Here is a 22,252-nt window from a genome sequence, read left to right on the forward strand (position 1 = left end):
CTCCGATCGGTGAGTGTCAGTGGCCGCCGATACGGTCGGCGTCATGGACGCTAGCGGAGGTCTCGACACGGCTCAGGTCGTCGGCTTGCCTGCCACGGAGATCGCCGAGCGCGTGCGCTCGGGGCGCCTCACCGCCGTGGAGGCGGTCCGGGCGCACCTGGAGCACATCGCGGCCGTCGACGCCCGGATCGGCGCGTTCCGGGTGGTCCGAACCGAGGCGGCGCTCGCCGAGGCGGCCGCCGTCGACGCCTCGCCCGACCGTTCCTCGCTGCCCCTCGCCGGCGTGCCGATCGCGGTCAAGGACAACGTCGACGTCGCCGGCGAGGTGTGCACCGACGGCTCGCCCGCCTGCCCCGAGCGCACCGCCACGGCCGACCACCCGGTGGTCGCCCGCCTCCGCGCCGCGGGGGCGGTCGTCGTCGGCATCACCCGCGCCCCCGAGCTGTGCCTGTACGCCGCCACCGACGGTCCGGGCACGGTCACGCGCAACCCCTGGGACACCGCGCGGTCGCCGGCCGGCAGCTCCGGTGGCAGCGCGGCGGCGGTCGCCTCGGGGTCGGTCCCGCTGGCGCACGGCAACGACGGCATGGGCTCGCTGCGGCTCCCCGCCGCCGCCTGCGGGCTCGTCACGCTCAAGCCGGGTCTGGGGGTCGTACCGGCCGACATCGGCTTCGACGACTGGTCCGGCATGGCGGTCAACGGCGCGCTGGCGACGACGGTGGCCGACGTCGCGGTCGCCCACGCGGTGATGGCCGGGCAGGAGCAGCCCGCTTCGCACGCCGAGGGGCCGCTGCGCATCGCCGTCAGCACGCGGTCCCCGGTGCCGGGGGTGCGCGCCGACGCCGAGACGCGCGCCGCCGTCGACGCGGTCGTGGCGCTGCTGACCGCCGCGGGGCACACCGTCGTCCGCCGCGACCCGCCGATCAGCACCGGCGCGGCCGCCGGGGCACTGGCCCGGTGGATGGCCGGTGCCGAGGACGACGCCGAGCACCTCGGCATCGACCGCGCGGCGCTGCAGCCCCGCAGCCGCACGCACGCCCGCATCGGGCGGGCGGTCCGGCGGGCCGGCCTGGTCCGCCCACGGACGGCGGAGCGGTTCCGCGAGCGCATGAGCGGCTTCTTCGACGACGTCGACCTGCTGCTGACCCCGGTGACGACCGGCCCGCCGCTGCCCGCCCGCCCGTGGCACGAGCGGTCGTTCCTGGCCAACGTGACGGCCAACGCGCGGTGGGCCCCGTGGACGGCGGCCTGGAACCTCGCCGGGCTGCCGGCCGTCGTCCTCCCCGCCGGCATGCGCCCCGAGGGGCTGCCGCTGGCGGTCCAGTTCGTCGGGCCCCCCGGCGCCGAGACGCGGCTACTCTGGATCGCCGGAGAGCTGGAGCGTCAGCAACCGTGGCGCCGTCACGCGCCTGTCTTCGACCCCCTGACACCCCAGGCCACCGCACCCCCGGCCACGGCACCCGTCTGACGCCGTCCGCCCCCTGTCACCCGGCGTGACGGGGACGACACGGCGACGCGCCGGTGTTCCGGAACAGCGCGCCCGCGCGGTTCCTTGGCCCCAGTGATGAGCATTCTCCAGCCAGCGTTCCCAGCAACAGCGACCGACAGGGATTTCATGGACCGCCTCGTCGTCCGCGGCGCCCGCGAGCACAACCTCAAGGACGTCCACCTCGACCTGCCCCGCGACGCGCTGATCGTGTTCACGGGCCTGTCCGGCTCGGGCAAGTCGAGCCTGGCGTTCGACACGATCTTCGCCGAAGGTCAGCGCCGCTACGTCGAGTCGCTGTCGGCGTACGCGCGCCAGTTCCTCGGGCAGATGGACAAGCCCGACGTCGACTTCATCGAGGGCCTGTCCCCGGCGGTGTCGATCGACCAGAAGTCGACCAACCGCAACCCGCGGTCGACCGTCGGCACCATCACCGAGGTCTACGACTACCTCCGGCTGCTATACGCGCGCGCCGGGCAGCCGCACTGCCCGAACTGTGGCAAGCCGATCTCCCGGCAGACGCCGCAGCAGATCGTCGACCAGGTGCTGTCGATGGAGGAGGGCACCCGCTTCCAGGTGCTCGCGCCGGTCGTCCGTGCCCGCAAGGGCGAGTACGTCGACCTGTTCAGCTCGCTGCAGACCCAGGGCTTCTCCCGCGTCCGCGTCGACGGTGTCGTGCACCCGCTGACCGAGCCGCCGAAGCTCAAGAAGCAGGAGAAGCACACGATCGAGGTGATCGTCGACCGGCTGACGGTCAAGGAGAGCGCCAAGCGGCGCCTGACCGACTCGGTCGAGACCGCGCTGGGGCTCGCGGGGGGCCTCGTCGTCCTCGACTTCGTCGACCTCGACGAGCACGACCCGCACCGGGAGCGCACGTACTCCGAGCACCTCGCCTGCGTCGACGACGGGCTGTCGTTCGAGGCCCTCGAGCCGCGGTCGTTCTCGTTCAACTCGCCGTTCGGCGCCTGCCCCGAGTGCACCGGCATCGGCACGCGCAAGGAGGTCGATCCCGACCTCGTCGTCCCCGATCCGGAGAAGTCGCTGGGCCAGGGCGCGGTCGCGCCGTGGGCCGGGTCGATGAGCAACGAGTACTTCACCCGGCTGCTCACGGGTCTCTCGCAGCAGCTCGGTTTCTCCATGGACACCCCGTGGGAGCGCCTCCCGGCCAAGGTGCAGAAGGCGGTCCTGCACGGGTCGCCGGACCAGGTCCACGTCCGCTACAAGAACCGGTACGGCCGCGAGCGCAGCTACTACGCCGCGTTCGAGGGCGTGCTGCCGTTCCTGGAGCGCCGGCACGAGGACACCGACAGCGACTACATGCGGGACAAGTACGAGGGCTACATGCGCGACGTGCCCTGCCCCGTGTGCCACGGCACCCGGCTGAAGCCGGAGATCCTCGCCGTCAAGCTCAACGACCGCTCGATCGCCGACATCACCGGCCTGTCGATCGGTGAGGCCTCCGAGTGGCTCGGTTCCCTGGAGCTGGGGGAGCGGGAGCGCGCGATCGCCGACCGCGTGCTCAAGGAGATCCAGGCCCGGCTGTCCTTCCTCGTCGACGTCGGCTTGGACTACCTGTCCCTCGACCGGCCCGCCGCGACGCTGGCCGGTGGGGAGGCCCAGCGCATCCGGCTGGCCACGCAGATCGGGTCCGGCCTGGTCGGCGTCCTCTACGTCCTCGACGAGCCGTCGATCGGGCTGCACCAGCGCGACAACTCGCGGCTGATCGAGACGCTCGTCCGCCTGCGCGACATGGGCAACACGTTGATCGTCGTCGAGCACGACGAGGACACGATCAAGGTCGCCGACTGGATCGTCGACATCGGTCCCGGCGCGGGTGAGCACGGCGGCGAGATCGTCGTCAGCGGCCAGCTCGAGGACCTGATGAAGAGCGAGCGGTCGCTGACCGGGGCGTACCTGTCCGGGCGCATGGCCATCGAGATCCCCAAGGAGCGGCGCGAGCCGACGCCGGGTCGCGAGCTCGTCGTCAAGGGCGCCCGGGAGCACAACCTCAAGGGCGTCGACGTCACCTTCCCGCTGGGCATGCTGGTCGCGGTCACCGGCGTCTCGGGGTCGGGCAAGTCCAGCCTGGTCAACGACATCCTCTACACGACGCTGGCCAACCAGCTGAACCGTGCGCGGATGGTCCCCGGCCGGCACCGGACGGTCACCGGTCTCGAGCACCTCGACAAGGTCGTGCACGTCGACCAGTCGCCGATCGGTCGCACCCCGCGGTCGAACCCGGCCACGTACACCGGTGTCTGGGACCACGTCCGCAAGCTGTTCGCCAGCACGACCGAGGCGAAGATGCGGGGCTACCTGCCCGGGCGGTTCTCGTTCAACGTCAAGGGCGGCCGCTGCGAGGCGTGCTCCGGCGACGGCACGCTGAAGATCGAGATGAACTTCCTGCCCGACGTGTACGTCCCCTGCGAGGTGTGCAAGGGCGCCCGGTTCAACCGGGAGACGCTCGAGGTGCACTACAAGGGCAAGACCGTCGCCGAGGTCCTCGACATGCCGATCGAGGAGGCGGCCGACTTCTTCGCCGCGATCCCGGCGATCGCCCGCTACCTGCGCACGCTCACCGAGGTCGGGCTGGGGTACGTCCGGCTGGGCCAGCCGGCGACGACCCTGTCCGGCGGCGAGGCGCAGCGGGTGAAGCTGGCCAGCGAGCTGCAGAAGCGGTCCAACGGGCGCAGTATCTACGTCCTCGACGAGCCGACGACGGGTCTGCACTTCGAGGACATCCGCAAGCTGCTGCTCGTGCTGCAGGGCCTGGTCGACAAGGGCAACTCGGTCATCGTCATCGAGCACAACCTCGACGTGATCAAGAGCGCCGACTGGCTGATCGACATGGGGCCCGAAGGCGGATTCCGCGGCGGCACCGTCGTCGCGGAGGGGCCGCCGGAGTTCCTCGCGACGGTGCCGGAGAGCCACACGGGGCGGTACTTGGTCCCGATCCTCGACCCGGAAGCCGTCGCGGCGGCCGCGGCGCCGAAGAAGCGGAGTCGCAAGAAGGCCAGCTGACCCGCTCGTGCCGGCGATGGGGTCTCCCCATCGCCGGCGCGAGCGTGAAGACGAAGCTGCGGGGCGCCCCGGAACAGGCAGCGATGGGTGCGCCGTCCACAGACGGTCCGGTCGTCCACAGATGCCTGCTGACCAGGGCGTTCGTCTTGTGGCGTGGCTTGTTCGAACGTATGATCGAACGCATGACGGAGGGGTCGGCGGGCGATTGGTACGCGGAGGCGCGCCGCCGTGCGGTGGCCTCGAGCCGACGCCGGCGGGCAGGGGCCGCATCGACCGAGTGGCCCGAGTTCGCTCCGCCGGTCGCGCTGTCGGAGGGCCCGCTGGGAGCGGTCCAGGCCGCCGACCGGGAGATCGCCCGGCTGACCTCGGTCCGGGCGCGCGCGGTGGCGGAGTTCGCGGAGTCCCGGCCGGCGACCGCCGACAGAGCGCAGGGGGAGCCGGGGGCGATGAGCGCGGCTCGGTGGGCCGCTCGTCCCGACGTGCTGCGCCCGGTGAGCGAGTGGGCGATGCAGGAGCTCGCGGTGGCGCTGTCGATCACCGCGGGGGCCGCCGAGTCGCTGCTGACCAGGTCGCTGACCCTGGTCCACCGGCTGCCCGGCACGCTGGCCGCGCTGGAGGCCGGGGCACTGCATCAAGGGCACCTGTGGCCGATGCTCGAGCACGTCGCGCCGATCGCCGACGACCGGGTGCGGGCGGAGGTCGAGGCCGAGCTGCTGCGCTGGGCGGCCGGGCGGATCACCACGCCGGCACAACTCGGCGCTAAGGCTCGCCGAGAGGTGACCCGGCGGGACTGCCGGGCCGCGTTGCGCCGGCTGCAGCGGGCGATCGCGGAGCGGGGCGTGCGCCTGCGGTCGGCGGCGACCGACGGGATGTCCTCGGTGACCTCGGACCTGACCGTTCCCGAGGCGCATGCGCTGTACCGCGCCCTGGGTGCCTACGCCGATGCGCTCCCCGACGACCCGGATGGGCCGGTGCGCACCCGGGGACAGAAGATGGCCGACTGCTTGCTCGACCTGGTGCTGCGGCCCGGTGAGCACGACCTGCCGCCGGTGCGTGTGCTGCTGACCGTGGTCGCGTCGGTCGCCGGCTTGGCCGGCGGGGACGAGCCGGCGGAGATCGACGGGCAGGTGGTGCCCGCCGAGATGGTCCGCGCCCTGCTGCGCACCCTCGCCGGCCACCGAGGCGATCAGCCGGCCACCGATCCCACGGGCATCGACGACCCCGCCGACTCCCAGCCGCCTCCGCACCGGCGCGCGGATGCGCCGACCGCGGCAGCGTCCGATGCCGAGCCGTCCTTCGTGGCCGAACTGGCCGACGATGCGGAACTGGCCGATTGGTGGGACGAGATGGAGCGGCGCGTGCTCGCCGACGAGCTCGTCGATCCCGATCCCGAGCCGCTGCCCGACGATCAGATCGGCGCCGGTCCGATCGATCCGCTCTTCCTGGCGTGGATGGCCGACGACGCGCTCCACGATGACCCACCCGGCCGCGACCCTGACGACGTGGCTAGGTCTGTCGCGCCGGCCGCTGCGGAACCGGCGAACGACCCGGCCGCAGCCGCCCAGCGAACGGCCGATCTGCCGGCCGCTGCAGAGGGGGTGAACGGCCAGCCCGTCCGCGACGGGTGGTGGGCTGCCGCGGACCGGGCCGTCGAGGAGGCAGGACTGGCGGCGCTGGAGGCCGCCCGGTCTCTCGGACGAGCCCGGCAGGCGGTGCGCACCGCGACCGCCGCCGACACGGCGGACGAGTCCGCTTGGCAGTCCGGCCCCGGGGGCCGGGTCAGCTCAGCCGTCGACGCCCTGGACGCGCTCGCCGCCGCTGAGGAGACGCAGCGTGCCTGGCTGGCCGGCCTGCTGGCTGCGACGGGCGGCGGGGGACTGGTCGACCGGCCGCGCATCGCGGTCACCGACGCGCTCACCGGTGCCCTGCTCGCCCTGACCGACCTGCCCGAACTCCGGCGCACGGCGCACTGCAGCCGGCCCGCGTGCACACGGCACCCCGACCGCTGCACCCACGACCTCACGGGTCGCCCCGGACTCGGCCCGCCCGGCCCCACCGACGGCTATCGGCCATCCGCTCCGCTCGACCGTTTCGTCCGCGCCCGTGACCGTCGCTGCCGCTTCCCCGGCTGCCGCCGCAGGGTGCCGCGCGGTGGCGAACTGGACCACAACACCCGCCACCCCCTCGGGGAGACCAGTGCGGCGAACCTGGCTGGCTACTGCACCACCGACCACCGCGGCAAGCACCAGGCTCCGGGTTGGCGCTACGAGCTCGACTCCGACGGCACGCTCACCGTCACCACTCCCACCGGGCTGACCGTCAGCACCGATCCACCGCCTTACTGACCGGCGGAGCCGGTGTCAGGAGATCGGGGGAGCGGGCTGGACCTTGCCGCGGGGCAAGGTCCTACCGTCGCCGCCATGGAGAGCGCAGGCACACGGATGACCGTCGGCCAGCTGGCCGATGCCGTCGGCGTGACCCCCAAGGCGCTGCGGCACTACGACCGCGTCGGCCTGTTCCGGCCCGACGGCGTCGACGACGGCAACGGCTACCGCTGGTACCGGGCCGACCGGCTGCGGGAGGCACGCCTCCTCGCGCGTCTGCGGTCCGTCGGCGTGCCCCTGGACGGCGTCGCCGAGTGCCTGGAGTCCGGTGGTGACCCCGAGGTCGTCGAGCGGGTGCTCCGGGCCCACCAGCGTCGGCTGGAGGCGCGGAGTGCCCGCGTGCGCGGCGACCTGCACCGGCTCACCCACCTGCTGACCGACATGGAGGCCGGCATGGAGGCCGGCATGGAGGCCAGCATGGAGGCCAGCATGGAGGCCGACGTGGAGCCCGCCACCGCACCGGCTGGCCTGCCCGCGCCGCCGCCGGACGACGGCGCTCCAGTTGCCGGCTCCGACGAGCGCACGCTCGCCGTCGACCTGTTCAACGGGGTCTGGCGGCTCATGGAGACCGAGGACCGCACGCCGGCCCAGGACGACCGGATGCTGCACATGGCCCATGCCTCGCGCTACCACTGGGAGCAGGTCGGAGCGCCGGCGAACCTGGCCCGCGGCGAGTGGCAGTGCTCCCGGGTCTATGCGGTGCTCGGCCGGGCCGAGCCGTGTCTCCACCACGCCCGGCGGGTCCTCGAGCTCTGCGAGGAGCACGGCATCGGCGACTGGGACCTGGGCTTCGCCCACGAAGCTCTCGCGCGAGCACACGCCCTGGCGGGGGACGCGGCGGCGGCGCAGGCGGAGGTCTCCCTGGCTCTCGCCGTCGACATCGCGGACGCCGACGACCGGGCGCTCCTGCTCTCCGACCTCGAGACCGTCCCGGGGATCACCCGACCGCTGTGACGCCCGTGACGGGGGAGCCGACACCTCCGCGGTCTGTCGGCACGCCGACCTAATCTGGACCCATGGCCGACCCGTCGACGTACCGCCCGGCGGTCGGCAGCATCCCCGAGTCGCCCGGCGTCTACCGGTTCCGCGACCCGAACGGGCGGGTCATCTACGTGGGCAAGGCCAAGAGCCTGCGCCAGCGGCTGAACAGCTACTTCGCCGACGTGGCCGGGCTGCACCCGCGCACGCGGCAGATGGTGACGACGGCGTCGAGCGTCGACTGGACCGTCGTCGGCACCGAGGTCGAGGCCCTCCAGCTCGAGTACAACTGGATCAAGGAGTTCGATCCGCGGTTCAACGTCCGCTACCGCGACGACAAGAGCTACCCGAGCCTCGCGGTCACGCTCAACGAGGAGTACCCGCGGCTGCAGGTGATGCGCGGGCCGAAGAAGAAGGGCGTCCGATACTTCGGGCCCTACGCGCACGCCTGGGCCATCCGCGAGACCCTCGACACCCTCACCCGCGTCTTCCCCGCCCGCACCTGCTCCAACGGCGTCTTCAAGCGGGCGAACCAGATCGGCCGGCCCTGCCTGCTCGGCTACATCGGCAAGTGCTCGGCGCCGTGCGTCGGCCGGGTCAGCGCCGAGCAGCACCGCGCGATCGTCGACGACTTCTGCGACTTCATGGCCGGTCGCACCGAGCAGATGATCCGGCGCCTGGAGCGGGAGATGGCCGCCGCCGCCGAAGCGATGGAATACGAGAAGGCCGCTCGGCTGCGCGACGACCTCGGGGCGCTCCGCCGCGCGCTGGAGAAGCAGGCCGTCGTCCTCGGTGACGGGACGGATGCCGACGTCGTCGCCTTCGCGCAGGACGAGCTGGAGGCCGCGGTCCAGGTCTTCCACGTCCGCGGCGGCCGGGTGCGCGGGCAGCGTGGCTGGATCGTCGACAAGGTCGAGGCGGTCACCACCGGCGAACTGGTCGAGCAGTTCCTGCTGCAGGTCTACGGGGGCGTCGACGAGCAGACCGGCATCGGCGAGGCGGGGGAGGCGGTGCCCAAGGAGGTGCTGGTCCCCGAGCTCCCGGACGACGCCGACGTCTACGAGGAGCTGCTCAGCGAGCTCCGCGGCAGCCGGGTGAGCCTCCGCGTCCCGCAGCGCGGCGACAAGCGCAGCCTGCTCGAGACCGTCGAGCGCAACGCCAAGGAGTCCTTCGCCCGGCACCGGGTCAAGCGAGCCAGCGACCTGACCGCCCGCTCGCTCGCCCTGAGCGAGCTCCAGGAGGCCCTCGAGCTGCCCGACGCCCCGCTGCGGATCGAGTGCATCGACGTCTCGCACGTCCAGGGCACCAACGTCGTGGCCAGCATGGTCGTGTTCGAGGACGGCCTGGCCAAGAAGTCCGACTACCGCCGGTTCTCCGTCACACACGGAACCGACGACACCGCCGCGATGGCCGAGGTGGTGCGGCGCCGGTTCGCCCGGCACCTCAAGGAGGAAGAGGACCGGCGCGACGAGCAAGGCGTCGCCGCCGAGGAGGGCCGACCGCGGCGGTTCGCCTACCCGCCGAACCTGCTCGTCGTCGACGGCGGAGCGCCCCAGGTGGCCGCGGCCAGCCGGTCGCTCGACGAGCTGGGCGTCGTCGACGTCGCCGTCTGCGGGCTGGCCAAGCGCATGGAGGAGGTCTGGCTGCCGGGGGAGAGCGACCCGGTGATCCTGCCGCGCACCTCCGAGGCGCTGTACCTGCTCCAGCGGGTCCGCGACGAGGCGCACCGGTTCGCCATCACCTATCACCGGCAGAAGCGGTCGACCAGCATGCTGGTGTCCCTGTTGGACGACGTCCCCGGCCTCGGCCAGACGCGGCGGAAGGCGCTGATGAAGCAGTTCGGATCGCTCAAGCGGCTGCGGGCCGCCACCGTCGAGGAGCTGATGGCGGTGCCCGGCATCGGCCGGCGGACGGCGGAGGCGGTCCAGGCCGCGGTCGCCGAGCCACCGACGGACCCGGTGGGGGAGAAGACGACCGCCCCCGCGGCCGGGAGGGTGGCCTCGTGAGCGGTCCGCGCCCGCCCGCGCCCTCGGTGGATCCGGCGTCCACCGAGACCCAGCCGCTCGAGGTCGTCGTCGTCACCGGACTCTCCGGTGCCGGCAAGCTCAGCGCGGGGCGGGTGCTCGAGGACCTCGGCTTCTTCGTCGTCGACAACCTGCCGCCGGGGCTGCTGCTGCCCATGGTCGAGCTGGGGGCGCGCGGTGACCTGCGGCGGTTCGCCGCCGTCGTCGACGTCCGGAGCCGGGCGTTCTCCAGCGACCTCGAGGAGGCGCTGAAGACCCTCGCGGACGCCGGTCACCGGCCGCGGCTGGTGTACGTGCACGCCCGCGACGACGTGCTGATCCGCCGCTACGAGTCCAACCGCCGCGAGCACCCGCTGCAGGGGTCCGGCCGGCTGATCGACGGCATCGAGGCCGAGCGGGCGCTGCTCACCGGGATCGCCGACGAGGCCGACCTGTGGGTCGACACCAGTGACCTCAACGTCCACCAGTTGCGGGCCACGCTCGAGAACGCGTTCGCCCGTGACGGGAAGACCGCCCCGCTGACGGCCACCGTGCTCAGCTTCGGCTTCAAGTACGGCCTGCCCCTGGACGCCGACCTCGTGGTCGACGCCCGCTTCCTGCCGAACCCGCACTGGATCCCCGAGCTCCGGCCGCACACCGGGCAGGACCCCGACGTGCGGGCCTACGTGCTCGGCCAGGCCGACGCGGCGGAGTTCCTCGACCGCTACACCGACGTGCTGCGGCTGCTGGTGCCCGGCTACCGGCGGGAGGGCAAGCGCTACCTGACCCTCGCGGTGGGCTGCACCGGCGGGAAGCACCGCAGCGTCGCGATCGCCGAGGAGTTCGCCCGCCGGCTCTCGGCCGAGGGCATCGCCGCCGTCGCCCGCCACCGCGACCTGGGCCGCGAGTAGTGGGCGGGGCAGCCCCGGTCGGGCACCCGCCCCGGGTGGTCGCCTTCGGCGGCGGGCACGGCCTGGCGGCGGCGCTGGCGGCCTGGCGGCGGATCACCCCGGACGTGACCGCCGTGGTCACCGTCGCCGACGACGGCGGCTCCTCGGGGCGCATCCGCCGGGAGATGCCGGTGCTCCCGCCCGGTGACCTGCGCATGGCACTGGCCGCGCTGGCGGGTGAGGGGGAGCGCACCCAGGCGATGGCCCGCCTGCTCCAGCACCGCCTCGGCGGCACCGGTGTGCTCGCCGGTCACCCGGTCGGCAACCTCGTGCTGACCGGTCTCGCGGAACTGCACGACGGCGACACCGTCCGCGCCCTCGACGACCTCTGCGAGCTCCTCGGGGCCCGCGGGCGGGTGCTGCCCATGGCCGACGTCCCGCTCGACCTCGTCGCCCGGGTGGAGAGCGTCGACCCCGACGACCCGTCCCGCACGCGCACGATCCGCGGGCAGGTGGCGATCGCCACCACACCGGGACGGGTGCGCGAGATCCTCGTCTCACCGCCCGACCCGCCGGTGTCTCCTGCCGTGCTCGAGGCCATCGGGCGGGCGGACGTCGTCTCCCTCGGGCCGGGATCCTGGTACACCTCTGTTCTGCCACACCTCCTGGTGCCCCAGCTGCGTGCCGCTCTGGCTGCGGCGCAGGCCAAGGTGGTCGTGGTGCTCAATCTCGAACCGCAGCCCGGCGAGACCGACGGGTTCTCCCCCGAGGAGCATCTGAATGTCCTGCAGGCGCATCTGGGCGGAGTGGCGTTGCACACCGTGATCGCGGATGCTGAATCGGTTGTTGACCGCCGTGGTCTCCTGTCTGCGGTGCACGAGTGCGGTGCCGAGCTCGTCCTGGCTCCGGTGGCCGCGCTCGACGGCACCGCGCGGCACGATCCGGCTCGTCTCGCCGCCGCTCTGGCCTCCGTGGTCGGGGCGCGGTGACAGAGGCCGGTGACAGTGGCAGTGGCGTGACGAGGTGCAGGTGTACGGCCGGGTATCGGTACCGGCAGCGGCAGTGACCGGACCGACGCAGTCGGGACGAGGGGGAAGGGGACGCCGTACATGGCGATGACCGCGATGGTCAAGGACGAGCTCTCCCGCGTGGAGTGCACGAAGACGTCGGAGCGCAAGGCGGAGATCACCGCGCTGCTGCGCTTCTCCGGCGGGCTGCACATCGTGGGCGGCCGCGTGGTGATCGAGGCCGAGCTCGATACCGGCTCGGTGGCCCGGCGGCTGCGGCGCGACATCAGCGAGGTGTACGGCTACACCAGCGGCGTGAGCGTGCTCGCCGGCGGCAACATCCGCCGCGGGGTCCGCTACCTCGTCCGGATCGCCAAGCACGGTGAGGGCCTCGCCCGGCAGACCGGGCTGGTCGACCAGCGGGGCCGGCCGGTGCGCGGCCTGCCGCCGGCGGTGGTCTCCGGCGGCATCAACGACGCCGAGGCGGCCTGGCGCGGTGCGTTCCTCGCGCACGGCTCGCTGACCGAGCCCGGGCGCTCGTCCTCGCTCGAGGTCACCTGCCCCGGCCCGGAGGCCGCCATGGCGCTGGTGGGTGCCGCCCGGCGCCTCGGCATCGCCGCCAAGGCCCGCGAGGTCCGCGGCGCCGACCGGGTCGTCGTCCGTGACGGCGACGCGATCAGCGCGCTGCTCACCCGCATGGGCGCCCACGACGCCGTCCTGGCCTGGGAGGAGCGGCGGATGCGCCGCGAGGTCCGGGCCACCGCCAACCGGCTGGCGAACTTCGACGACGCCAACCTGCGCCGCTCCGCCCGTGCCGCCGTGGCCGCCAGTGCCCGCGTGGAGCGCGCGCTGGAGATCCTGGCCGGTGACGCCCCCGAGCACCTGCTGGTCGCCGGGCGGCTGCGCCTGGAGTTCGGCCAGGCGTCGCTGGAGGAGCTGGGCCAGCGCGCCGACCCGCCGATGACCAAGGACGCCGTCGCAGGCCGCATACGGCGTCTGCTGGCGATGGCCGACAAGCGGGCGAAGGATCTGGGGATCCCGGACACCGAGTCAGTCGTGACCGACGACATGCTGGCGCAGTAGCCGCTCGGACGGCCGGAGCCGACTTCCCAGGCGCCCGATAGGGTTTCCACGAGCGAGGCCGCAGGGCTCTGCGGCCCCCGATCCACACGTGGAGGTCTGCAGTGACGGTCCGGGTAGGCATCAACGGTTTCGGCCGCATCGGGCGCAACTTCTGGCGGGCCGTGGCGGCCAGCGGCCAGGACATCGAGATCGTGGCGGTGAACGACCTCACCAGCCCCGAGGCGCTGGCCCATCTGCTGAAGTACGACAGCATCCTCGGCGTCCTCAAGGAGGACATCGCCGCCGACGGCGAGGGCATCAAGATCGGCGGGGCGACCATGAAGGTCCTCTCCGAGCGCGACCCCGCCGCCCTGCCGTGGGGCGACCTGGGCGTCGACGTCGTCGTCGAGTCCACCGGCTTCTTCACCAAGGCCGCCGACGCCCGCAAGCACGTCGACGCCGGTGGCGCGAAGAAGGTCATCATCTCCGCGCCCGCCACCGACGACGACATCACGATCGTGATGGGCGTCAACGACAACCTGTACGACGGCTCGCAGACGATCATCAGCAACGCGTCCTGCACCACCAACTGCCTGGCGCCGCTGGCCAAGGTTCTCAACGACGCCTTCGGCATCGAGCGCGGCCTGATGACCACCATCCACGCGTACACCGCCGACCAGAACCTGCAGGACGGCCCGCACAAGGACCTGCGCCGCGCCCGCGCCGCCGCGCTGAACATGGTGCCGACCTCCACCGGCGCCGCCAAGGCGATCGGCCTCGTCCTGCCGGAGCTCAAGGGCAAGCTCGACGGCTACGCGATCCGTGTCCCGGTGCCCACCGGCTCGGCCACCGACCTCACCGTGCAGGTCGGCCGCGAGGCCTCGGCCGAGGAGATCGACGCCGCCTACCGCGAGGCCGCCGCCGGCCCGCTGGGCAAGTACCTGACCTACACCGACGCCCCGATCGTCTCGAGCGACATCGTCACCGACCCGTCGTCGTGCATCTACGACGCGAAGCTGACCAAGGTCTTCGGCAACATGGTCAAGGTGCTCGGCTGGTACGACAACGAGTGGGGCTACTCGAACCGCCTCGTCGACCTGACCACGCTGGTGGGTAAGTCGCTGTAATGCGCTCCCTCGACGACCTGCTGCAGCAGGGCGTCTCGGGTCGGCGCGTGCTGCTGCGCGCCGACCTGAACGTCCCGCTGGACAAGACCACCGGAAAGATCACCGACGACGGCCGCATCCGGGCCAGCCTGCCCACGCTGCAGGCGCTCCGCGACGCCGGCGCCCGCGTGATCGTCGCCGCACACCTCGGCCGCCCCAAGGGCGCGCCCGACCCGCAGTTCTCGCTCGCGCCCGTCGCGGCGCGGCTCGGGGAGCTGCTCGGGACGACCGTCCCCCTGGCCTCCGATGTGGCCGGGGACGACGCGCAGGCCAAGGCCGCCGCCCTCGGCGACGGTGACGTCCTGCTGCTGGAGAACGTCCGCTTCGAGGCCGCCGAGACGTCCAAGGACGACGCGGCGCGCGGCGAGCTGGCCGACCGGCTGGCCGCCCTCGCCGAGGTCTACGTCGACGACGCGTTCGGCGCCGTGCACCGCAAGCACGCCTCGGTGTTCGACGTCGCCCAGCGGCTGCCGCACGCGGTGGGCCGGCTGGTCCAGCGCGAGGTCGAGGTGCTGACCCGGCTGACCAGCGACCCCGAGCGCCCCTACGTGGTCGTGCTCGGCGGCTCGAAGGTCAGCGACAAGCTGGCCGTGATCGAGGCGCTGCTGCCGAAGGTCGACAAGCTCCTGGTCGGCGGCGGGATGTGCTTCACCTTCCTCGCCGCGCAGGGCCACGGGGTCGGCTCGTCCCTGCTGGAGGCCGACCAGGTCGACACCTGCCGCAGGCTGCTGGACGAGGCCGGCGACCGCATCGTGCTGCCGGTCGACGTCGTGTGCGCACCCGAGTTCAGCGCGGACGCGCCGACCACCACCGTCGCGGTGGCCGAGATCCCCGACGACCAGATGGGGCTCGACGTCGGCCCGCGCACGGTGGAGGCCTTCGCGGCAGAGCTGGCCGGTGCCCGCACCGTCTTCTGGAACGGACCGATGGGCGTGTTCGAGCTCGCGCCCTTCCAGGAGGGCACCCGGGGCGTCGCGCAGGCCGTTGCCGCGATCGACGGGCTGTCCGTCGTGGGCGGCGGGGACTCTGCGGCCGCCGTGCGGCAGCTCGGCCTCGACGAGGACGCCTACGGCCACATCAGCACCGGCGGCGGCGCGTCGCTGGAGTACCTCGAGGGCCGGGAGCTCCCGGGCATCGCGGTGCTCGCCGACGGAACGGGGCACTGACCATGGCACGCAAGGACCGCGCACCCGTCCAGCGGGAGGGGCGACGGCCGCTCATCGCCGGCAACTGGAAGATGCACATGACGCATCTGGACGCCATCGGCCTGGTCCAGAAGCTCGCGTTCTCCCTCAAGGAGACCGAGCTCGAGGCCGCCGAGGTCGTCGTCCTGCCGCCGTTCACCGCGCTGCGGAGCGTCCAGACGCTGGTCACCGGCGACAAGCTCGACGTCGGCTACGGCGCGCAGGACGTCTCGGTGCACGACTCCGGCGCCTACACCGGCGAGATCAGCGGCGCGATGCTCGCGGCGCTGGCCTGCCAGTACGTCGTCACCGGGCACTCCGAGCGCCGGGCGATGCACACCGAGGACGACGCTGTCGTGGCCGCCAAGACCACCGCGGCGCTGCGGCACGGCATCGTGCCGATCGTCTGCGTGGGGGAGGGGCTGGACGTGCGCCGCGCCGGCGAGCACGTGATCTTCTGCACCACGCAGCTCGACGCGTCCCTGGAGGGCGTCACCGCCGAGCAGGTGGCGGGGATCGTCGTCGCGTACGAGCCGGTCTGGGCGATCGGGACCGGCGAGGTGGCGACGCCGGAGGATGCGCAAGAGGTCTGCGGGGCGTTGCGGGCGCGGCTCGCCGAGCGGTTCGGGCAAGAGACGGCCGACGTCGTCCGTATCCTCTACGGAGGGTCGGTGAAGGCCGCGAACACGGCCGGGATCCTGGCCGGGCCGGACGTCGACGGTGCGCTCGTCGGCGGGGCCAGCCTGGACGCCGACGAGTTCGCGCAGATCTGTCGGATCGCCGCCGGCGGCAGCTGAGCCATCGCTGCCCGCCGGCCGCACAGGGGTGGGGGCGGAGCAGCACGCGGTGGAGAAGACACTCGAGCGGCTCTCGCAGCGGCTGCCCGGCTGGGCGCACGACTGGTCACGGCGGCGGATCATCGCCGCCGCGGCCGTCGTGGTCCTCGTCGTGGTCGTCGCGGTCAGCTGCGCCGGGGGCTCCGGCGGGCGGGCCGACGTCCCGGTCCTGGCCGACGGTGCCGACACCGGCATCACCGGCGTCCGGTCCCCGTCCGACGAGGCGGGCGGCACGCTGCGCGTCGTCGCCCCCGAGATCACCAGCCTCGACCCGCAGCGCTCCTACCAGCCCGGCGTGTGGAACCTCATGCGGCTCTACACCCGCACCCTGGTCACCTACGCCAGCGAGCCCGGCCGGACCGGCGACCTCGTCCCCGATCTCGCCACGGACCTCGGGACGCCGTCGGAGGACGGGCTGAGCTGGACGTTCACGCTCAAGACCGGCGTCACGTTCGAGGACGGCCAGCCGATCACCTCGCGCGACATCAAGTACGGCATCGAGCGCACGTTCGCCTCCGACGTCGTCGTCGGCGGCCCGACGCACGTGGTCGAGCTGCTCGACGACCCGGCCAACCCCTATGCAGGCCCCTACTTGGACGAGTCCGAGGGCCGGCTGGGTCTGGCCTCCATCGAGACCCCGGACGACGCGACGATCATCTTCCGGCTGCGCCGGCCCGCCCCCGAGCTGCCCTACGTGCTCGCGTTGCCGTCGAGCAGCCCCGTGCCGATCGCGGCCGACACGGGCGCCGCCTACGGCACCGACCCGGTGTCCAGCGGGCCCTACGCGATCACCTCGGTCGACCCGGCGACCGGCGTCGTGCTCGAGCGCAACCCGCGATGGGACCCGGCCACCGACGAGGTCCGCACCGCGCTGCCCGACCGGATCGTGGTGCGCCTGGGCATGAGCGGGCTGGAGCGCGATCAGGCCCTGCTGGCCGGCTCGGCCGACGTCGACATCTCCGGCACCGGCATCCAGCCGCAGACGACCGCCCGCCTGTCCGACGAGGACGGCGACGACGAGCTGTTGCACGACCGCCTCGACGACATCACCACCGGCGCGCTGCGGTTGCTGGCCATGCCCACCGACGTCGCGCCGATGAACGTCCCCGCGTGCCGCCAGGCCGTGGCCGCGGTCGTCGACCGGGCGGCGGTCCAGGAACGCCTCGGGGGAGCGGGCAACGCCGTCCGCACCTCGCAGCTGTGGCCCCGGGCCCTCGAGGGCGGGCCCGACGATCCCGACCCGCGCCCCGACCTCGACGCGGCGCGCGCCGCGCTGGAGGAGTGCGGCCAGCCCGACGGGTTCAGCACCGTCCTCGCGGCGCCGGACGTGCCCAGCAGCGTCGACGTGGCCAACAGCCTGGCCGACCAGCTGGCCGAGGTGGGGATCGAGGTGGAGATCCAGACGTTCGACATCGGGTCGTTCTACTCGTCGGACGTGGGCCGCCCGGACAACGTGACCGCCAACGGCTTCGGCCTGGTGCTGACCACCTGGACGGCGGACTACCCGACCCCGGGGGCCTTCCTGGTGCCGCTCGTCGACGGTCGGAGCATCCAGGGATCGGCCAACACGAACTACGCCCGGCTGAGCGTCCCGGAGATCGACGCGCTGATCGACCAGGCGCGGGCGGCCGGCGACACGCCGGAGGGCCGCGCGTTGTGGCGCGAGGTCGCGGCCGCGGCGCGGGACACCCGGGCCTACGTGCCGCTGGCCGAGACGCGCGCTCAGCTCGTCGCGGGACAGCGGTTGCGCAACGGCCTGGTGATGCAGCCCTACGGGGGCTACGACCTCGCCACCGCCGGCGTGGAATGAACGTCGGTTAGGCTCGGCGCATGATCGAGCTGGTCCTGAACGTGCTGCTGGTGGTCACCAGTGCGCTCCTCGTGGTGCTGATCCTGCTGCACCGGGGCAAGGGCGGCGGGCTGTCCTCGATGTTCGGCGGCGCGGCGTCCTCGGCGCTGTCGGGCTCCTCGGTGGTCGAGAAGAACCTGAACCGGCTCACCGTCTTCACGGCGCTCATCTGGACCGTCTGCATCGTCGGCCTGGGGATCCTCATCAAGGTCAGCTGAGGTCCGGGCGAAAACGTGACCGGAGATCGGCCCTCCAGGCCCTAGACTGCCCGCGCGGCAGAGGCCTGCCGCGCTACCCGTACGGCAGATGCAGGGGGCGTTCATGGCTGGTGGCAACGCGATCCGGGGGACCCGGGTCGGCGCAGGTCCGATGGGTGAGGCCGAACGCGGCGAGGCAGCTCCTCGGCGCCGCATCCCCTTCTGGTGCGCGAACGGCCACGACACCCGGGTCGCCTTCGCCTCCGACGCCGACGTGCCCGAGCTCTGGGACTGCCCCCGGTGCGGCCTCCCGGCCGGTCAGGACCAGGAGAACCCCCCGCCGGCGCCGCGCACCGAGCCGTACAAGACCCACCTGGCCTACGTCCGCGAGCGGCGCAGCGACGCCGACGGCGACGCCCTCCTCGAGGAGGCCCTCACCCGGCTGCGCGGGCGCCGCGGCGCCTGACGCCGGCGCCGCCCGCGGCCGGGGGTAGTTGCCTCAGTCGCCGCGGCGGGGCGTCGGGACGACGGGTTCCCGGCGCCGCCACGAGGCGGTGAAGACGTCCCAGTACTCCGTCGGCGGGCGGGTGCGGCGCTGCCGGGATCGCTCGGGCGTGCCGGTGGGGACGGGTGCGGTCATGGCCGTGCTCCTCTGGTCGGGACCTCGTCGTGCACTCCTCGTGGTGCAGAGGGTGCCGACGAGACCTTGCGCACAGCTTGCAGCCCGCTTGCGCTCCTGTCACCGGCTCCCGAGACGGCTCGCCGCGGCCTCGTCGAGCAGCCACCGCGTGGCCCTGGTGCCGTGCACCGCGCCGGCCGGGAGTTCGTCCGGGTCCGCCCCGCCGACCCCCCGCGCGACCGCGTCGGCCTTGCCCTCGCCGGACACGACCAGCCAGACCTCCTCGGCGCTGTTGATCGCCGAGAACCCGAGGCTGATCCGCGTCGGCGGCGGCTTCGGGCAGTCGTGGACGGCGAACACCGGCCGCTCGTCTCGGGCGGCCGGCGAGCCCGGGAAGATCGACGCCGTGTGCCCCTCCGGACCGATCCCCAGGAGCAGGACGTCGAAGCGGGGGCACGACCGCCCCGGGTCGGCCGCGGCGGCCAGCTGGCCGGTGTACCAGTCGGCGGCGTCCTCCGGCTCGGCGAAGCGGCCGTCGGACGGCGGCATGGCGTGGATGCGCTCCTCGGGCACCCCCACCCGGTCCAGCAGGGCCCGCCGGGCGCCCCGCTCGTTGCGCTCGTCGCTGTCGGCGGGCACGAACCGCTCGTCGCCCCACCACACGTCGACGGCGGTCCAGTCGACCCGCTCCCGGACCGGCTCCTCGGCCAGGGCGGCGACCTGCTCGAGCACGGCGATGCCGATCCCGCCCCCGGTCAGCACCACCGACGCCGTGCCGTGCACGGCCTGCGCCGCGGCCAACCGGGCGACGAGGGCCTCGCCCACGGCGCGCGCGAGCCGGTCGGCGTCGGGCTCGACGACGACGTCGGGCACCGGCGTCACTTCTCGACGACCTTCCAGCCCGCGGGCGGGTTCGTCGTCGCCTTCTTCGGCTTGTTCTCGGCCGACGGTGTCGGCTCGGTCTTGCCCTCGGTCTTCGGCTCGGCCTTGGCCGCCGCCGCCTTCGGAGCGGCCTTCGCTGCCTTCTTGGCCGGCGCCTTGCCGTTGCCGTCGGGCTCGGCCGGGTCGAACCAGATGTGCTCGCGGGTCGGCGGGCGGTCGGCGAGGTCGGTGACGCCCGTCGCGGCCTCCAGCGAGTCCCGGTACGGCTCGTCGGTGTCCAGCCGGCGCAGCTCCTCGCTGAGCAGGTCACCCAGCGAGCGCTCGGGCAGCGCCACGGTGGCGTCGGGCCGGTACGGCTGGGAGACGACCGCCCCGCCGCGGCGGTCGGCGTGCAGCTCCACCGTCTCGTCCTGGTCGAGCTGGAGGACCACCGAGTCGACGCCGCTGGGTCCGGGCGTGCGGGGGCCCGACTCGACGCTGATCGAGCAGTCGCACCGGGAGGACAGCCAGCCCGCGAGGAGCTGGGCCGTGCCGTTGTTCGGGTCGCCCTCGATCCGGCCGCCCTTCACGCGCACCGGCTCGCCGCGGCGGCCGGAGATCGCGTCGAGGCTGGAGGCGAGGATCGCCCGCCACGCGGTGGCCCGGGTCCACGCCAGGTCGGTGTCGCCGGGCGCGTAGTCGGTGGCGCGGGTGCGCAGCGCGGTCATCGGGTCGTCGGAGATCGAGCTGTCGGTGATCCGCCGGTCGGCGAAGACCGCCAGCGCGTCGGTGGCCAGCTGCTCGGGGGGAGCGGCGTGCCACCAGGTGACGACGGGGGCGTCGGCGGCCAGGAGGGGCAGGACGACCGACTCGGCGTGCAGCCCCAGCCGCCCGTACATGCGCATGACGACCGCCTCGCCCGGGCCGAGCCGCCCGCCCAGGACGACCTCGGCGTCGAGGCGGGGAGCCGGCGCGTCGAGCTGCCGGCGGACGACGATCAGCAGCCGGCAGGGGTGGGCCTCGGCGGCGTGGGTCGCCGCCTCCTCGGCCTCGGCGACCCGGCTCTCGTCGGCGACGACGACCAGGGTGAGCGCCACCCCGGAGAGCACCGCCCCGCCGGTGCGCCGCTGCGCGGCCAGCTCCTTGACGACGGCGGATCCGGTCGTGTCCCAGAGCGTGGTCATGGTCGGCGCCACCTCCTTCCCTCGGCAGCGAGCATCTCGTCGGCGGCGCGGGGGCCCCATTCGCCGGCCCGGTACGGGTGCGGGGTGGTGCCCGCCCAGAACTCCTCCAGCGGGTCGATCACCGACCAGGACGCCTCGACCTCGGCGTTGCGGGGGAACAGCGTCGCGTCGCCGAGGAGGACGTCGAGGAGGAGCCGCTCGTAGGCCTCGGGGCTGGCCTCGGTGAACTGCTCGCCGTAGAGGAAGTCCATCGCGACGTCGCGGACCTCCATCACGCTGCCCGGCACCTTCGACCCGAACTTCAGGGTCATGCCCTCGTCGGGCTGCACCCGGATGACGAGCTGGTTGTTGCCGAGCTCCTCGGTGTCGGTGTCGGCGAAGGGCAGGTGGGGCGCCCGCTTGAACACCAGCGCGATCTCGGTGACGCGCCGCGGCAGCCGCTTGCCGGCCCGCACGTAGAACGGCACCCCGGCCCAGCGCCGGGTCTCGACGCCCAGCCGCACCGCGGCGTAGGTCTCGGTGGTGGAGTCCTCGGCGACGCCGTCCTCCTGCCGGTAACCGTGCGCCCGCTGCCCGGCGAGCCAACCCTGCTCGTACTGGCCCCGGATCGCGAAGGTCTCCAGGTCGGTCGGCAGCGAGATCGCCCGCAGGATCTTGAGCTTCTCGGTGCGGATCTCCTCGGCGGAGAACTCGACGGGCTCCTCCATGGCGGTGAGCGCGAGCAGCTGCAGCAGGTGGTTCTGCAGCACGTCGCGGGCGGCGCCGGTCTTCTCGTAGAACTGCGCCCGCCCGCCGATGCCGACGTCCTCGGCCATGGTGATCTGCACCGAGTCGACGTTCTGGGCGTTCCAGATCGGCTCGAACAGCGCATTTGCGAACCGCAGCGCCAGCAGGTTCTGGACGGTCTCCTTGCCCAGGTAGTGGTCGATGCGGAAGACGTCCTCCGCCCCGAACACCGAGTCGACCAGCTCGTTGAGCTCGCGGCTCGAGGGCAGGTCCTCGCCGAACGGCTTCTCGACGACCACGCGCCGCCACCGCTCGGGCGTGGTCTCCGCCATCCCGGTCCGCTGCATCTGCTTGAGCACCGTGGGGAACATCGCCGGGGGGATCGACAGGTAGAAGGCGGCGTTGCCGCCGATGCCGTGGCTGCCCTGGAGGTCGTCGAGGGCGGTGGTCAGCTGGTCGAAGGCGTTGTCGTCGTCGAAGGAGCCCGGGACGAAGTGCACGGTGGCGGCCAGCCGCTCCCAGACCTCCTCTCGCCACGGGGTCCGGGCCGCGGCCCGGGCGGCCGAGCGGGCGAGGTCGGCGAACTCCTCGTCCCCCCAGTCGCGGCGGGCGAAGCCCAGCAGGGCGAAGTTGGTCGGCAGGAGACCGCGGTTGGCGAGGTCGTACACCGCCGGGAGCAGCTTCTTGCGTGCCAGGTCGCCGGTGATGCCGAAGACCACGAGCGCGCACGGCTCGGGCACCCGGGGCAGCCGCCGGTCCCGCGGATCCCGCAGCGGGTTGGGAATCATGGGTCCGTCCT

The 22,252-nt window shown here is 73.3% G+C and carries 18 protein-coding genes; 14 read left to right on the forward strand and 4 right to left on the reverse strand.

Annotated features, from left to right (window positions below; genetic code table 11):
- The first annotated feature begins 43 nt into the window (after positions 1–43).
- From ABD644_RS05585 to ABD644_RS05650, 14 genes are all read left to right on the forward strand, one after another.
- Positions 44–1,468, forward strand: a complete 1,425-nt coding sequence (locus tag ABD644_RS05585) for an amidase (RefSeq protein WP_344687649.1) — start codon at positions 44–46, stop codon at positions 1,466–1,468.
- A 147-nt stretch (positions 1,469–1,615) separates the two neighbouring features.
- Positions 1,616–4,507, forward strand: coding sequence for an excinuclease ABC subunit UvrA (uvrA, locus tag ABD644_RS05590; protein WP_344687651.1), 2,892 nt, complete (start codon positions 1,616–1,618; stop codon positions 4,505–4,507).
- 182 nt (positions 4,508–4,689) lie between these two features.
- Complete coding sequence (locus ABD644_RS05595; RefSeq protein WP_344687652.1) at positions 4,690–6,852, forward strand: DUF222 domain-containing protein; 2,163 nt, start codon at positions 4,690–4,692, stop codon at positions 6,850–6,852.
- Between the two features lie 75 nt (positions 6,853–6,927).
- The gene (locus ABD644_RS05600; RefSeq protein WP_344687653.1) at positions 6,928–7,845 is read left to right on the forward strand and encodes a MerR family transcriptional regulator; all 918 of its coding nucleotides are present in this window, start codon (positions 6,928–6,930) and stop codon (positions 7,843–7,845) included.
- A 62-nt stretch (positions 7,846–7,907) separates the two neighbouring features.
- The gene (gene uvrC / locus ABD644_RS05605; protein ID WP_344687654.1) at positions 7,908–9,875 is read left to right on the forward strand and encodes an excinuclease ABC subunit UvrC; all 1,968 of its coding nucleotides are present in this window, start codon (positions 7,908–7,910) and stop codon (positions 9,873–9,875) included.
- Positions 9,872–10,783 carry an RNase adapter RapZ gene (gene rapZ / locus ABD644_RS05610; RefSeq protein WP_344687655.1) on the forward strand — a complete coding sequence of 304 codons (912 nt, stop codon included), beginning with the start codon at positions 9,872–9,874 and terminating at the stop codon, positions 10,781–10,783. Before uvrC ends, rapZ begins: the two co-directional genes overlap by 4 nt.
- On the forward strand, positions 10,783–11,751 hold the full coding sequence (locus ABD644_RS05615) for a gluconeogenesis factor YvcK family protein (RefSeq protein WP_344687656.1): 969 nt from the start codon (positions 10,783–10,785) through the stop codon (positions 11,749–11,751). The genes rapZ and ABD644_RS05615 overlap by 1 nt, the downstream gene beginning before the upstream one ends.
- A gap of 120 nt (positions 11,752–11,871) precedes the next feature.
- Complete coding sequence (gene whiA, locus ABD644_RS05620) at positions 11,872–12,852, forward strand: DNA-binding protein WhiA (protein WP_344687658.1); 981 nt, start codon at positions 11,872–11,874, stop codon at positions 12,850–12,852.
- A 101-nt stretch (positions 12,853–12,953) separates the two neighbouring features.
- On the forward strand, positions 12,954–13,958 hold the full coding sequence (gene gap / locus ABD644_RS05625; RefSeq protein ID WP_344687659.1) for a type I glyceraldehyde-3-phosphate dehydrogenase: 1,005 nt from the start codon (positions 12,954–12,956) through the stop codon (positions 13,956–13,958).
- Positions 13,958–15,163, forward strand: a complete 1,206-nt coding sequence (locus ABD644_RS05630; RefSeq protein WP_344687660.1) for a phosphoglycerate kinase — start codon at positions 13,958–13,960, stop codon at positions 15,161–15,163. The genes gap and ABD644_RS05630 overlap by 1 nt, the downstream gene beginning before the upstream one ends.
- Before the next feature lie 2 nt (positions 15,164–15,165).
- Positions 15,166–15,978: a triose-phosphate isomerase gene (tpiA, locus tag ABD644_RS05635; protein ID WP_344687661.1), complete on the forward strand. Its 813-nt coding sequence runs from the start codon at positions 15,166–15,168 to the stop codon at positions 15,976–15,978.
- A 49-nt stretch (positions 15,979–16,027) separates the two neighbouring features.
- On the forward strand, positions 16,028–17,827 hold the full coding sequence (locus tag ABD644_RS05640; protein WP_344687662.1) for an ABC transporter substrate-binding protein: 1,800 nt from the start codon (positions 16,028–16,030) through the stop codon (positions 17,825–17,827).
- A 20-nt stretch (positions 17,828–17,847) separates the two neighbouring features.
- A complete protein-coding gene (secG, locus tag ABD644_RS05645; RefSeq protein ID WP_344687663.1) occupies positions 17,848–18,084 on the forward strand; it encodes a preprotein translocase subunit SecG in 237 nt (78 codons plus the stop codon).
- 103 nt (positions 18,085–18,187) lie between these two features.
- Positions 18,188–18,529, forward strand: coding sequence for an RNA polymerase-binding protein RbpA (locus tag ABD644_RS05650; protein WP_344687665.1), 342 nt, complete (start codon positions 18,188–18,190; stop codon positions 18,527–18,529).
- 33 nt (positions 18,530–18,562) lie between these two features.
- Here the strand turns inward: ABD644_RS05650 and ABD644_RS05655 are convergent, their stop codons facing one another.
- From ABD644_RS05655 to zwf, 4 genes are all read right to left on the reverse strand, one after another.
- Positions 18,563–18,703 (reverse strand): hypothetical protein, encoded by a 141-nt coding sequence (locus ABD644_RS05655; RefSeq protein ID WP_344687666.1) that lies wholly within the window; start codon positions 18,701–18,703, stop codon positions 18,563–18,565.
- A 99-nt stretch (positions 18,704–18,802) separates the two neighbouring features.
- Entirely contained in the window at positions 18,803–19,564 is a 762-nt protein-coding gene (gene pgl / locus ABD644_RS05660; protein ID WP_344687667.1) for a 6-phosphogluconolactonase, read from the reverse strand.
- Positions 19,561–20,727, reverse strand: coding sequence for a glucose-6-phosphate dehydrogenase assembly protein OpcA (locus ABD644_RS05665; RefSeq protein ID WP_344687668.1), 1,167 nt, complete (start codon positions 20,725–20,727; stop codon positions 19,561–19,563). Before ABD644_RS05665 ends, pgl begins: the two co-directional genes overlap by 4 nt.
- Positions 20,724–22,241 (reverse strand): glucose-6-phosphate dehydrogenase, encoded by a 1,518-nt coding sequence (zwf, locus tag ABD644_RS05670; protein WP_344687669.1) that lies wholly within the window; start codon positions 22,239–22,241, stop codon positions 20,724–20,726. The genes ABD644_RS05665 and zwf overlap by 4 nt, the downstream gene beginning before the upstream one ends.
- Positions 22,242–22,252 lie beyond the last annotated feature (11 nt).

It is taken from the genome of Blastococcus jejuensis (genome assembly GCF_039534705.1).
Lineage (GTDB): Bacteria > Actinomycetota > Actinomycetes > Mycobacteriales > Geodermatophilaceae > Blastococcus_B > Blastococcus_B jejuensis.